12 protein-coding genes and 2 rRNA genes are annotated in these 13,792 nt (G+C 43.0%); all 14 read right to left on the bottom strand.

Translation table 11 applies throughout. From position 1 onward, the window contains the following. Positions 1-127: 127 nt before the first annotated feature. A complete protein-coding gene (gene cydD / locus G344_RS0103495; RefSeq protein ID WP_051245723.1) occupies positions 128-3,781 on the bottom strand; it encodes a thiol reductant ABC exporter subunit CydD in 3,654 nt (1,217 codons plus the stop codon). Positions 3,782-3,912: 131 nt separating this feature from the next. Next, positions 3,913-4,932, bottom strand: a complete 1,020-nt coding sequence (cydB, locus tag G344_RS0103490) for a cytochrome d ubiquinol oxidase subunit II (RefSeq protein ID WP_028254981.1) — start codon at positions 4,930-4,932, stop codon at positions 3,913-3,915. Beyond that, on the bottom strand, positions 4,923-6,314 hold the full coding sequence (locus tag G344_RS0103485; RefSeq protein WP_028254980.1) for a cytochrome ubiquinol oxidase subunit I: 1,392 nt from the start codon (positions 6,312-6,314) through the stop codon (positions 4,923-4,925). The genes cydB and G344_RS0103485 overlap by 10 nt, the downstream gene beginning before the upstream one ends. A gap of 23 nt (positions 6,315-6,337) precedes the next feature. After that, positions 6,338-6,796: an RrF2 family transcriptional regulator gene (locus G344_RS0103480; protein WP_028254979.1), complete on the bottom strand. Its 459-nt coding sequence runs from the start codon at positions 6,794-6,796 to the stop codon at positions 6,338-6,340. Positions 6,797-7,058: 262 nt separating this feature from the next. Next, positions 7,059-8,060, bottom strand: coding sequence for an inorganic phosphate transporter (locus G344_RS0103475; protein ID WP_028254978.1), 1,002 nt, complete (start codon positions 8,058-8,060; stop codon positions 7,059-7,061). Further along, positions 8,053-8,682, bottom strand: coding sequence for a DUF47 domain-containing protein (locus tag G344_RS0103470; RefSeq protein ID WP_028254977.1), 630 nt, complete (start codon positions 8,680-8,682; stop codon positions 8,053-8,055). The genes G344_RS0103475 and G344_RS0103470 overlap by 8 nt, the downstream gene beginning before the upstream one ends. A 78-nt stretch (positions 8,683-8,760) precedes the next feature. Further along, positions 8,761-9,258 (bottom strand): MogA/MoaB family molybdenum cofactor biosynthesis protein, encoded by a 498-nt coding sequence (locus tag G344_RS0103465; protein WP_028254976.1) that lies wholly within the window; start codon positions 9,256-9,258, stop codon positions 8,761-8,763. A 179-nt stretch (positions 9,259-9,437) separates the two neighbouring features. Continuing rightward, on the bottom strand, positions 9,438-9,767 hold the full coding sequence (locus G344_RS0103460) for a nitrous oxide-stimulated promoter family protein (protein ID WP_028254975.1): 330 nt from the start codon (positions 9,765-9,767) through the stop codon (positions 9,438-9,440). Between the two features lie 145 nt (positions 9,768-9,912). Beyond that, positions 9,913-10,386, bottom strand: a complete 474-nt coding sequence (locus G344_RS0103455) for a GNAT family N-acetyltransferase (protein ID WP_028254974.1) — start codon at positions 10,384-10,386, stop codon at positions 9,913-9,915. A 42-nt stretch (positions 10,387-10,428) separates the two neighbouring features. Then, the gene (locus G344_RS0103450; protein ID WP_028254973.1) at positions 10,429-11,625 is read right to left on the bottom strand and encodes a M20 metallopeptidase family protein; all 1,197 of its coding nucleotides are present in this window, start codon (positions 11,623-11,625) and stop codon (positions 10,429-10,431) included. Positions 11,626-11,791: 166 nt separating this feature from the next. Then, positions 11,792-12,241, bottom strand: a complete 450-nt coding sequence (gene msrB / locus G344_RS10590; protein WP_051245721.1) for a peptide-methionine (R)-S-oxide reductase MsrB — start codon at positions 12,239-12,241, stop codon at positions 11,792-11,794. A 325-nt stretch (positions 12,242-12,566) separates the two neighbouring features. Continuing rightward, a complete protein-coding gene (locus G344_RS0103440) occupies positions 12,567-13,328 on the bottom strand; it encodes an EFR1 family ferrodoxin (protein ID WP_028254972.1) in 762 nt (253 codons plus the stop codon). Positions 13,329-13,487: 159 nt separating this feature from the next. Next, a 5S ribosomal RNA gene (gene rrf, locus G344_RS0103435) occupies positions 13,488-13,604 on the bottom strand. Positions 13,605-13,698: 94 nt separating this feature from the next. Then, positions 13,699-13,792, bottom strand: a 23S ribosomal RNA gene (locus G344_RS0103430); the annotation flags it as partial.

Here is a 13,792-nt window from a genome sequence, read left to right as displayed (position 1 = left end):
AGAACAATTATATCACAATTTATCCAACTTTAAAACCGAGGTTCCTCTAACGAAGAACCTCGGTTCTATTCTTGTCTTACTGTAGTAAGCTTTCAGTTGTATGGAATACCCTACAAGTGATTTCCGATTATACCTGTTCCATGGATAGCCGTCGATATCGATAGAATGCACCGCGTTGTTTCATAAGATCGGCATAGGTTCCTTCTTCTGTAATACGACCATCTTCCATAAATATAATACGGTCCATGGTTTCAAGTCCGTTTAAATCATGAGTAATATACAATACGGTCTTACCTTGCATCCCTTCTTGCAATGACTGTTGTAATCGATTGCGAACTAATTGATCTAACCCTTCAAGCGGTTCATCCAACAACCAAATAGAAGTATTGCGCAAATATAAACGCGCTAAGGCAATACGTTGTCGTTCGCCACCGCTTACATTAGCACCTCCACTGCCAATCATAGTTTTTAAACCGTTAGGCAACGAAGCAACCCAGTCGGTCAGTTCTGCTTTATCTATAGCTGCTACTATCTCCGCCTCATCGGCACTAGGCTTCGCTAATCGTATATTATCTTCCAAGGTAGCATGAAACAGATATGTATCTTGAGTAAGCGCGCTTATTTCACGTCGCGCATCGTCCGGCTTCATGCACCGTATATCTTGTCCATGTATTAAAATGCGACCGCTGTATTCATAAAATCGTTCCAGTAGAGAAAACAGAGTCGTCTTGCCTGAACCACTCGGTCCAACAATAGCTACATGTTCACCTTTCCTCACTCGTAACGAAAGTGATTGGTAGATTGACTTTGCATCATAAGCAAAAGATACACGATCAACTAGTATGGAATCTGTTTCATCATCTTTTGTACGCTTGTCGTCACTTTCCGCCGGAGCAGCAACTGCCATGGTTGGCTCCATGGCTAATGCCTGCAGTCGCCTTACCGCCGCATAGCTTTCCTTGCCGTGATGAAACGCTGCCATCATGGGCGAGGTTGCTTCAAAATACGACTGTAACGCGATGGCTACAACAGCAATATAAATTCCCGTCACCGGCGATGCACCATACAAAGGGATCATGACTAGCGCACCGGCCACCATAGTTAGCTGTGCAATGCCGGTAAATACACTATCACCGACATTGTTCCCGCGATGAATGATTTCCTGTTCAGACTGCAACGCTGCAAAATCTTTTTTTATACGTTGACTAAATTGCGTTTCCTGACGGTATAACAAAATATCCATCATGCCACTCAATACGTCAACTACAGTTTCTTTCGCTTCACCGCGCTTGGTCAGCGCCGCATCAACGGCTCTACGATTATGGCGATAAACGAAAAGCGGTAAGATAATAGCCGTAAGAACAAAGGCTACCACTAAAATCATAACTGCCTTATAGCTAAATTGTTGCAAGAAAATAACACCGATAATCGTCAACAGCAACGCACCCACCGGAGGAATAAGAACTCGTAAATAAAAGAACTGCAGTGTTTCAATATCCGCCATGATGCGTCCCAGTAAATCACCGCTCCCCCATCGACTAAATATAGCCGGAGCTAACGGTTCAATGCGTTCATACAACCACACGCGCAGTCCGTACAATCCTTGGAACGCCATATGATGAGAAACATAGCGTTCCAAATAGCGACAAACCGCACGGCTGATACCAAAGAAACGAACGCCTACAATAGCTATACTCAACGCCGCCAGTTCCGGATGCAATGCCGCGGTTGTAATCAACCATGATGAGGTTGTCAGCAAACCAACGTTCATAAAAACAGTCAAGAACCACAGTGCCATGCTCAACCATAATAAATGCTTTGCCGGTCCCAACACAGTAAATAATAATCGTAATGCTGCTGATACCGATAAAGCAGAAGATGTCGTTAACACCTCCGGCTGTGTCGGTTCCAATTCGACTTGCTCCTTATGTACACACGCAGAGGGGACTATGCCTTCACATGATTTTTTGTTTTTTACGTAGCCCGCCTCTTCGCTATGCAATCCATCTGCTATATGCAACGCATGCGTTGTATTAGCTTCGGGTCGTCTTAGCAAGTCACGCATAGCAGTCTCTCCGATGCCGGCCTTGACCAATTCATAGAAATATCCTTTGTTTGCCAGCAATTCATTGAAGCTACCTTGCTCCTCAATACGGCCATGGCGCATAACCAATAGCGTATCGGCCCAGCGCATAGTTTCCAACCGATGTCCAATCAGTAAAACAATCTTCCCTTTCATCAATCGTCGCAGTGCCCGTGCCAAACTTTGTTCCGTTCCTACATCAAGATGAGCTGTAATCTCATCAAGAATAAGAACCGGTGCCGATTTTAGAAAAGCCCTTGCCAGGGCAATGCGTTGTCGTTGTCCTCCGGATAGTCCAAGACCACCTTCGGCTAACACGGTATCATACCCATTCGGCAGTGCCTCAATAAATTCATCCGCTTCGGCTGCCCGTGCCGCCGCTCTCATAGTTTCCTCATCCGTTTCTCTACCAAAACAAATATTTTCACGAACTGTTCCTTTAAACAGATGGGGCTTTTGCGGTACATAGACAATGGATTCACGCCAATGATTTCTTTCTATATCCATTAAATCCGTATCATTAATAATGATGCGCCCTTCTTTCGGTGTAAGCATACGCATGACTAACTGGGCAATCGTACTTTTCCCTGCACCGCTCTGACCGACCAGCATGGTTACCTTATCGGGCAGTAATTCGGCAGATATACCACATAGCGCATTTTCCTGACGCTGCTCGTAACGATACCCTACATTCTCCAGCGCAATCCGTCGTATCGGCTGTGACAAGACAATGCTGCCATTGGCAGGTTCATCCGATGTTAACGCCATAAATTCTTCTATACGTTCAAGGCTGACATGGCCGGCCATTCCTGTATGAAAGGCGGCCCCCAATTGACGAAGCGGCGCATAAAATTCCGGTGCCAGTAGCAACACAAAGAACGCCGGCAGAAATTCAACTTCGCCGTACAGCAAGGCAACCCCCATATAGACGGCTACCAATGCCGTACTGATTGTACCGATTAGTTCCAGCACCAATGCGGATAAAAAAGCTACGCGCAATACACGCAGTGTAGAGTCCCTAAACTCCGCCGACAGCTTGGCGATAACCTCCCGTTGCTCCACTGCACGGCCAAATAATTTCAACGTCACCAAACCTTGCAGTACATCCAAAAAATGACCGCTTAAGAAACTCATGCGTTCCCATTGCCGAGCATTCATTTGCTCTGCTTTTTTCCCAATTAAAATCATAAAAAAAGGAATCAAAGGAAAGGTAATCAATAAAATAATAGAGACCCATGGCTCGGAATCAATAATAGCAAATGCCATCATCAACGGAACCAAAATAGCATACATCATCTGCGGAATATAGCGAGCTATATAGGACTCTACATTTTCCAATCCGTCCGTCAGTAAATGAACCACATCTCCGTGACGCTCTCGAAGCCCCGCTCCCAGAGCAAACAGCTTATCCAAAATCATATCACGCAAATGCTTTTTTGAAGCAGCGGCTAACGAGCCTGCTGTTTTTTCTTGGCAATACATTGCTATCATTCGTACACCGATGGATACCAATAGCCAAGTAATAATTTCCGTAACCTCAGTAATACCTTTACCTGCCAAAAAAGTTTCATCAATAAGTCGCGCAAAGAACCAGGCCTGACCGATAATGGATCCTGCCTGAAGTACCGCGAACAAAACAAGTAAAATCAATTTTGTCCGATACAATAGTAATTCTTTGCGTGCCAGTGAGTTAAACACAATATACCTCCTTTAGCACTGTAAACGTATATCTCTTATACCATATGTTTTAATTTTACTACACTATCACGCATTCGTATATAAAATAAAAGGCGCGCCTTAAGGCACGCCTTTTACTGCTAGTGCGATGATTAGTAATGTAAATCCTTTTCGCTGATACGATGACGGAATGTCCAGTATGTCCATGCCTGATAAATCAAAACAATCGGCACGAAGATAAGAGCAACAATTGTCATCAATGTAAGAGTGTACTGCGACGAAGCTGCATTAGTAATCGTCAAGCTCCACGCCGGATCCAAGCTGGATACCATAATGCGCGGGAACAAGCCTGCAAAGTAAGCTACGGTTACCAAGATAACAGTCAAGCAGCTAAAGAAGAAACCTTTACCGGTAGAACGAGTACGAGCAAAGGCCCAAGAAATCAAGAAGCAAACGATGGCCAAGCCAAACGCTACTGCTGCTAACGTGCTGTTAAACAAATCAGTGTAATAGTAAGTAGCACCTACCAATACAAGTGCGCCTACAGCAGTAATAACACCTTCCACCAAAGCCGTGGCACGTGCTCTTTCAGAAATAGCACCTACCGTTTTAATAGATGTATACAACGCACCATGATATACAAATACCAAGATGAAAGCAATACCGCAAAGAATTGTATACGGGCTCAACAAATCAAAGAAACCGCCTACGAAATTCATATGCGCATCAATCGGCGTACCTTGAATCAAGTTTCCCACCGTAACACCCCATAAGAGTGCCGGTATCAAGGAACCAAAGAAAATACAATAGTCAAAGGTCTTACGCCATGCCGGTGCTTTATCTTTGCTGCGGAATTCAAAAGCAACACCGCGCGCAATCAAAGCTGCCAACATCAAGAACAATGCCAAGTAAAAGCCGCTGAACAAAGTAGCATATACCTGCGGGAACGATGCAAACGTAGCACCGCCGGCTGTAATCATCCAAACCTGGTTTCCATCCCAAACCGGGCCAACCGTATTAATCATCTGACGGCGTTCCGTATCACTTTTACCGAGGATCGGCAACAAGATACCTACACCGTAATCAAAGCCTTCCAACATGAAGAACCCACAGAAGAGTACACATACGAGGATGAACCATACCACATCTAAATGTTGCATAATTATTTCCATAATGTAGCCTCCTCTTTCACTTCTACCACATCATGGGCATCATTGCCTTCCGGCCCTTTCTTAATGTGTTTTACAGCTAAGTAAAGAGCAGCAATGGCTACCAAGATGTACACGGCCGTAAAGCCGAGAATTGTCGTCCAAATTTCCGGAGCCGTAACAGTGCGAGACGCACCATCAAATGTTTTCTGTAAACCGTATACCAACCACGGCTGACGACCTGCTTCGGCCACATACCAACCGGTAGAGTTAGCAATATACGGTAACGGAAGCATCCAGAATACCCACTTAAGCATAGCGCGGGAATTTTCCAATTTACCTTTCTGATGCATGAAGAGAGCAATGATTGCTACTAAGAACATCAAGCTACCTGCTGCAATCATAGCACGGAAAGACCAGAACACAGACGTTACATGCGGAGTATAATCGCCAGGGCCATACTGAGCTTCCGCTGCTTTTTGAAGATCTTTAATACCTTCTACCTTCCCCTGTGTAAAGCTATTATGAATCATAAGGCTCAAGCCACCGGGGATTTCAAGCGCACCGCTGTTCTTCTGTGCTTTTTCGTCAATACCTGCAAATACCGTAAACGGTGCCGGTTCAGCAGTTTCCCAAAGGGCTTCCATAGCAGCCATCTTCATCGGCTGAACTTTAGCTACGTACTGCCCTTGCATATGACCGGCGCCCATAGCCAAGATACCGCCTACCAAGGTTACCACAAGTCCCCAGCGGATGGAGCGATTGTAGAAATCGGTAGCATTTTTGCGGAGCAAGTGCCATGCACTGATAGATGCAATAATAACACCGGCTGTCATAATGCCGTCAAAGAAAATATGAGAGTACTGTCCCGGAACATATCCGTTGGAAAGAATATCAGCAAAGCTATTCATTTCCGCACGGCCGTTGCGGAGCACGTAGCCCACCGGATGCTGCATAAAGCTGCTGGCCACCAAAATCCAAAATGCAGATAAATTAGTACCGATAGCGACCAACACAGCTACGATAGCATGTGCCTTTGCGGACAATTTGTCCCAACCGAAAATCCAAGCTCCCATGAAGGTTGATTCCAAGAAGAACGCCGTCAAAGCTTCCAATGCTAGCGGTGCCCCAAAAATATCCCCCATGAAGCGGGAATATTCTGCCCAGTTCATACCGAAATGGAATTCCTGTACGATACCGGTTACAACCCCCATCGCAAAGTTAATCAAGAACAGTTTGCCCCAGAACTTTGCCATCTTTTTGTACACTTCATTCTTTGTCGTTACATAGGTAATTTCCATAATCGCAACGACGACTGTCATACCCAGTGTCAATGGTACAAACAGCCAATGGTAGATCGATGTTAACGCAAATTGCCATCGAGCTAGCAGTACTGCATCCATCATGTGTATTCCTCCTCACTTTTAAACTACGCCTGAGCGGCCTTGGATGGACTGGTATTACGAACATGTATTTCTCGTTCACGCTTCGCCAAGGTTTCAAAATCCACAGCATCTAACTCTTTTACCAAGTTGTATTGTATGGATCCAAAAGCTTTCTGTACGGAACAACGACCATGACAGCCGCGCGAGCAGCTTTCGCTATCATATAAGCAGCGCTGCAGATATGTTTTCCCTTCTACAGCTTCGATGACAGATAATAAAGTGATATCCTTTGGCTTCTTCGCCAATGCAAAACCACCGTCGACCCCACGGAAGGACTGCATAATCTTTCCGGCAATCAAATTGCGCATGATTTTGAGCAAAAAGCGGTCCGGAATATTCTGAGCCTTTGCCAATTCTCCCCCTGTGATTTTTGTACCATAAGGCAGTAAAGACATGTGCAATACCATTCTAAATGCATAGTCGGTTGCCTGGTTCAGTTTCATATGTTTCCTCCTGTAATCTAAATTCATGGGTATCCCATAATTTCGATGCCCATGGCGCATCCCGCGTACACTACAACATTAGTATACATTATTAGCATAAAAAAATGCTCAGAAATACGAGCATTCCTTCATTTCACCTTCATTATAGAGTATAAAGAGATGAATTGCAATAGTTTATTTCTCAATTAGCAAACTCTTATGCACTTTCAATCATAATAAAAAAGAACCGATACCTGCTATAAATTGGTATCGATTCTCACTTTTATAAAATTGTTGCTACACCATCCATTATCAAGTAGATAATACCCGAAGCTAATGCACTTAAAGGAATGGTAACAAACCATGCTAATACCATAGATCGAGCAACGCCCCAGTTAACGGCTTTTATTCGTTTCGCCGAGCCTACCCCCATAATAGAGCCGCTAACCACATGCGTAGTCGATACCGGCAAGTGTAAGAAGGTAGCCGTAAAAATAGTAATCGCCGAATTTAAGTCCGCCGCAAAACCATTTATGGTTTCCAATTTAAAAATCTTAGTGCCCATTGTGGAGATAATACGCCAACCACCGGCTGCTGTTCCCAATGCCATTGCCGTCGCACATCCCAGCTTTACCCACGTCGGTACATCCAAGGTATCAATATAACCACCGCTGAGCAATGTCAGTGTAATAATCCCCATTGCCTTTTGCGCATCGTTGGAACCGTGAGAGAACGCCATCAACGTTGCCGACAACAGCTGCATGGTACGAAAACGATCATTTAACGCAATCGGAGAAAATCGGCCGAAAATCATCAATAGCACATGCATAACAATATAGCCGAATACCATGGCAATAATCGGTGACAGCACCAAGGATAAGAAAATTTTTCCGATACCGCCGTAATTTAAAGCCGTGTGACCTACCGAAACAATAACGGCTCCGATAACACCACCAATCAATGCGTGGGAAGAAGAACTGGGAATACCAAACCACCAGGTAACCAAGTTCCATATGATAGCGCCAAAAAGGGCCGCACTGATAACTTCCGCATTAATCAAATCGGCAGATAACACCAAATCACCGCCGATAGTCTTGGCCACCCCGGTACTCACCATAGCGCCTAAAAAGTTTAATACTGCCGTCATCATAACGGCCTTTTTAGGATCGATAGCCCTTGTGGATACAGATGTCGCAATTGCATTGGCCGTGTCATGAAATCCATTAATATAATCAAAGGCCAACGCCAATAATACTACCAGCCATACCATCCAATGATCAAGCATACTTCAATACTACCCGGCGGAATGTACCAACCAAATCTTCGCAACCGTCGATAACTTCTTCGATGGAGTTGAGGATTTCCTTCCATTTGATAATTTCGATAGGATCTTTACATTCACTGAAAAGCTTAGCCATTTCTTCATGGTACACTCCATCGGCTTCTTCTTCCAGACGTAGCACTTCCAAAGCACGACCTTCCACCTTAATATAATTTTTCTTCAGGCTACCCATATACGAAATAGATTTCGTAATATGCTTCAAACATTTCGCCACGATTTCCGATAAGCGGATGGCCCCCGGCGTAGGCTCGCCAACTTGGTACATACACATTTTGTCCATGATATCCTTCATGCTATCAATCGTAGTATCTAATTGATCGATTAACAGCTGAATATCTTCGCGATCCATCGGTGTAATAAATGTCTTACGAAGACGCTCTACCGTCTGATTTACTAACTCGTCCGCGCGCTGTTCTTTTTGATCGATTTCCGCCAGCGCCTCTTGCTTTTCAATCTCTCCCTTAAAAGCTTTTTCCATTACTTGTCCCGCTTCATGGCATAAATGAGCGTGACTGTTCAAAATACTAAAAAACTTCTCTTCTTTGCCTTTTAAATTGAAAGCCATAACTTCCTCCAATATATCAATATGTGTGTTATCATTCAAAAGAACGAATCAGTAACATGTAAAATAATTATATCATACCTATTTGTGTATTTCATAGACTAAGTGACGCACTTCCGGCAAGATTAATTTTGTCATTCCCAAGGTAACGGCACCTACCGATCCGGGTAATGAAAATAACAAGACATCATCAGCCACACCGGCAATAGCCCTGGATGCCATTGCTTTTGTTCCAATATCTTCGGTAAAACTCAAATAACGGAATAATTCTCCGAACCCGGGAATCTCCTTATACAATAGACTTGCCGTGGCTTCGATAGTAACATCTCGCTTTGCAATTCCCGTACCACCAGTCGTTATGATTGCATCTAAATGTTCAACAGCCAACCATCGACGCATAACATCGGTGATTTGATCGAAGTCGTCCTTTACTATAGTACGCACCTTAATCATATGACCGGCTTCATCTAACAAACGAGTCACCGTATCACCGCCTTTATCTGTTTCCGGCGTGCGAGTATCCGAAACGGTAATGACTCCAAAAATCAGAGGTCTGTCCTGTACCTCATTCATTGACATACTCTCATCAGCTCCTATCCAATCCGCTGTAATTATATTTCATTGAATATAACGCATTCATATAAGTTTATTATATAGCACTTTCACTATACGTCCAACCGCTTTGCGACATATATCACGCTACATACTATGCCTATTTATACATTACAGTATGCATATATGAAAAGGAGAAGCCACTCTTACTGAGCGTGCTTCTCCTTCCATTTAATAAACATATGACGTAATACCATCATCGGAGAGTCAAACAATAAACGAGGCCCGCCGTAACGCATAATTTCACGAATGCGTTCACGGTACGTTGTCTCATAACAATGTGTTTTGCAGGTACTGCAAAATGTTTTATGTGCCATATGCGGACACGCATTGATGCGTTGCTGCGCATACTGCCACACATCATTACAAGCGTCACATAATGTTCCATCACAATGTGAATGCTTCTTCCGACAATAAATATGAATAATTTTCTTCATTGTTACCAACTCAAGCTGGCGTTTTTCCTCTGTTGTCACCGCGGCACTATCCTCCGTAGTATCTAGCATGAATTATGAATATTGTCCTGACAGTGTATAATTAGTAATCTTATTTTCTATCACACAATAATCATAGCAAACTACTATGAACAATACGGTATCCATGGCTACATAACACAGGAATCTAAAATTTTAGTAAGAACCAACGATTCATAGCACTATGCTCTGAACCTTCAATAGGCGATTCCAGCAGAGTAAAGCCATATGTTGGATATAACTGATTGGCTCTATCGAGAATATCTGTTGTTTCTAGGTAAAGTGCCGGAAAATGCCGACGCACAAATGCTATTGCTACTTTCATCAACGCATGACTGTATCCTTTTCCTTGCGCCTCCGGCATGATGTATAATTTTTGTAATTCACCAACTGACGGATTTCCCACAAAAGGGGCAACACCAACACCGCCAACAACATGACCGTCTTCTTCTACTACCCAATACTGCCCTTTCTCTTCTTGTTCATAAAATTCATACAGCGCTCCCAGTTGAGGATCAAAATAGGCCGTGCCGGGTATATCTAAGCCGTAGCTTTTCAACACGTGCTGAATAATTTGATGCATTACGGGATTATCCGCTTTTTCTATAGGCCGTATAATCATCTTACTATTGCCCCCCCTAAATAAAAAAATTCTCTCGCTTTTTTATTGTGCCGACGGATCTTCATTGGCATGCTTATCTAACCAGCGCAATGCAAATTCGGCATATACTGCCGAAGCATCGGATAAAACAGAATCATCCATATTAAAGTTATTATTGTGATGTGCATATACAGCTCCAACCTCCGGATTGGCGATACCTACAAATGCAAAGCTACTAGGCTTATCTAATTGATATGTTGCAAAATCTTCTCCGGCCATAATTTTCTCCATCGGTGCCAAGGCATCTTCTCCCAATACGGCCGCCACAGCTTCCACACCGACCTGACTAGGTTCTTCTTCATTAATAAGCGGCCAAGCCACATGTTGGTATTCGATGGTAGCCGTAGCACCATATGCAGCAGCCGTATTTTTTACAATGCGCTCAAACTTCTCCATAATATCGGGACGAACTTCACGGCGAAAGTATCTGGATGTCCCTTCTAATTCTGCTTCTCCCGGTACGACATTCCACGTGTTCCCGGAAGTGATGCGAGTAACACTAAGCACTACACTGTCCAAAGCACTATAGTTCCGAGATACAATACTCTGCAAATTCATAACGATAGCGGAAGCTACCAAAACAGAATCAATACCTTCATGCGGCCGTGAGCCATGTGCATTTTTCCCGGTAATTTTTACTGTCCATTTATCGGTTGCTGCCATGCGTGGACCGGCTTCAATATTCACCTTTCCTGCCGGCAAATCAACCCAAACATGACCACCGAAAATACAATCCGTTTTTTCATACCAATCCCCGTATGTACGCATAAACTCTGCTCCGGTGCCTACTTCCTCTGCCGGTTGGAATATCAAATACACGCGACCTTGAATTCTATTTTTTACCTCCAACAACATTCGTGCTGCTCCTAATACAATTGCCGTATGTCCGTCATGACCGCATGCGTGCATTACTCCATCCTGTTTTGATGCAAAATCAAACGTATTTGTTTCCTGTACCGGCAATCCATCGATATCCGCTCGTAACGCTACCGTTTTCCCCGGCATGTTACCATCGATCCACGCTACAATACCTATATTCCTATCTGTAATTTCATAGGGAATTCCCATATCATCTAATTCACGAGCAATCCGTTTTGTCGTTTCAAATTCTTGATAGCTCAACTCCGGTTGTTCATGAAGCTCCCGTCGTAATCGCTGCACATAACCTTGATACGAATCCTTAATATCTCTTATTTCCATTTTGTCACCCCATCATCGCATATAGCTAAAAAATATACACACCTGTTGGTATCACACGAAATACTATTTGTTATAACTATTTTGTAGTCTACCTATTATTGCCCCGTTTATTATTCCGTGATAATTACGACGCAATAGTTACGACGCAATCACTACTTCACTATCATTACTCCTCGACGATTGGTAAATATTCTCCGTATCCGGCCTTCTCCATTTCTTCCTTAGGGATAAAACGCAAAGCCGCCCCGTTGATACAATAACGTAATCCACCTAATTCTTTTGGGCCGTCTGTGAACACATGACCTAAATGTGCCTTAGATAACGTCGCTGTTACTTCCGTTCTAATACGATTAAGGCTTCGATCTTTATGTTCCGACAACAACTCCTTACTAATAGGCTGTGAAAAAGCCGGCCAGCCACAACCTGAATCAAACTTATGCGTTGAAGCAAAAAGCGGTTCACCACTAGTACGATCCACATAAATGCCTGCTCTAAATTCATGATCCAACGGACTACTAAAGGGCAATTCTGTTCCTTTATTTTGCGTTACCTCATATTCCAACGGCGTAAGCTGTTCTTTCAATTCTTCTTTCGATAATACTTTATACTTATTCATATTTCCTCTCCTTTTTTCTCTCTTATAATGATAAAGCTACCCTCAATATAGACTTTCAATTATTTAGGCATATAGTATTTAATTATCTCTCTTACGAGCAACTCTATTCAATCATAAACATAGCTCTATAAATTCTAGATAAATTAATACCTACTATATAAAAAGGATTATAACACACCCTTTATTATCTCTACAAGAAAGCAGGGATGACACTTCACCCCTGCTCTTATCGCTGCATATATACTAATTAAATCTGAGAGTCTTCTATTCGTTTACTATTCCCTTCTAATTCTTGCTGAGCTAACCACATGTTTATGATTGACCCTCATATAAACAACTCGTTATTTTTTCGTACCTCACAAATAGATCTAATTCGTTCTCGCAGTGCCTCATAACCTTCAAAGTCAATCTTTCTTGCTTCATGCGGACACAAGCTAATACATCTCATACAGAAAATACATTTACTACTATCTACCGTATCTGTATTTTCTACGGTAATAGCACCCGTCGGGCAAGCAAAGGAACACATGCCGCATTTTGTACAATTTTCTGTAACATAGGGAATTAAAGGTCGTGCACTACCTTCCTTATATGGATACTTTCCGGGAATGGCAGGCTGCTGTACTACACCTGCATGTATTTTTTCTATGATTGTCTTCATAAACGACTGTAGTTCTGTTTTGTCTTCTTTATCCGGACGATTTGCTGCAAACTCTCTAATTATTGAGTGTTCGGCTATAGCTGCCACACCTGCCACAACAGTAAATCCGGCTTGAATAGCCGTATCACGCAATTCGATAAGGGTATCCTCATAATCTCTGTTGCCGTAAACAGCAACAATAACTGCACTCGCTCCATTACCATGCATCTGTAGTAATCGTTCTACCGCTACTTTAGGAACACGGCCACTATATGAAGGCATCGAAATTATACAAACATCGTCTTTAGTAAAATTATATACTGAAAAATCAGTAGTTCGGTCAGTCGTATCAATTTCAAAAAATTCTGAACTTAGCTCATTAGCCAATATATCCGCTACACGTTTTGTTCCACCTGTTGGACTAAAAGTGATGTTATATATACTCATATATATCGCCCCCTATATCGAAAACTTTGGGTATATTTGTATTGTAACATGATACACAAAATTAATCTATGTATTATGCTAAACTTACATATATCTTATTTAATTTTCTTTATACAGAAATAACAAAAGCGCCAACCTTTCGGTTGACGCTTTCTTTCCAATCAGCGACTTCCTATCCTCCCGGGCCGTCTCCAGCCAAGTACTTTCGGCGTTTACGAGCTTAACTACTGTGTTCGAGATGGGAACAGGTGGACCCTCGTAGCTATCGCCACTGAATCTGTCAGAGCTTGCACTCTGAAAACCGCATAGAAGCTATTGTATTTGTTTCACATTAGTCATTGTACTTTTGTACATCCTCTTCCTTACTTCTTAAGTAAAGCCCTCGATCTATTAGTACCAGTCAGCTCCAAGCCTCACAGCTCTTCCACATCTGGCCTATCAACCATGTCGTCTACATGGGATCT

It is taken from the genome of Veillonella magna DSM 19857, assembly GCF_000428745.1.
GTDB classification, from domain to species: domain Bacteria; phylum Bacillota; class Negativicutes; order Veillonellales; family Veillonellaceae; genus Veillonella_A; species Veillonella_A magna.
The sequence above is the reverse complement of the archived record's forward strand: the minus strand, read 5'-3'. Positions and strand labels throughout refer to the sequence as shown.

Excerpts from the sequence above, each read along its gene's own strand:
- cydB (WP_028254981.1), bottom strand. The coding sequence starts at position 4,932 with ATGGAAATAATTATGCAACATTTAGATGTGGTATGGTTCATCCTCGTA.
- G344_RS0103485 (WP_028254980.1), bottom strand. The coding sequence starts at position 6,314 with ATGATGGATGCAGTACTGCTAGCTCGATGGCAATTTGCGTTAACATCG.
- G344_RS0103480 (WP_028254979.1), bottom strand. The coding sequence starts at position 6,796 with ATGAAACTGAACCAGGCAACCGACTATGCATTTAGAATGGTATTGCAC.
- G344_RS0103475 (WP_028254978.1), bottom strand. The coding sequence starts at position 8,060 with ATGCTTGATCATTGGATGGTATGGCTGGTAGTATTATTGGCGTTGGCC.
- G344_RS0103470 (WP_028254977.1), bottom strand. The coding sequence starts at position 8,682 with ATGGCTTTCAATTTAAAAGGCAAAGAAGAGAAGTTTTTTAGTATTTTG.
- G344_RS0103465 (WP_028254976.1), bottom strand. The coding sequence starts at position 9,258 with ATGTCAATGAATGAGGTACAGGACAGACCTCTGATTTTTGGAGTCATT.
- G344_RS0103455 (WP_028254974.1), bottom strand. The coding sequence starts at position 10,386 with ATGATTATACGGCCTATAGAAAAAGCGGATAATCCCGTAATGCATCAA.
- G344_RS0103450 (WP_028254973.1), bottom strand. The coding sequence starts at position 11,625 with ATGGAAATAAGAGATATTAAGGATTCGTATCAAGGTTATGTGCAGCGA.
- msrB (WP_051245721.1), bottom strand. The coding sequence starts at position 12,241 with ATGAATAAGTATAAAGTATTATCGAAAGAAGAATTGAAAGAACAGCTT.
- G344_RS0103440 (WP_028254972.1), bottom strand. The coding sequence starts at position 13,328 with ATGAGTATATATAACATCACTTTTAGTCCAACAGGTGGAACAAAACGT.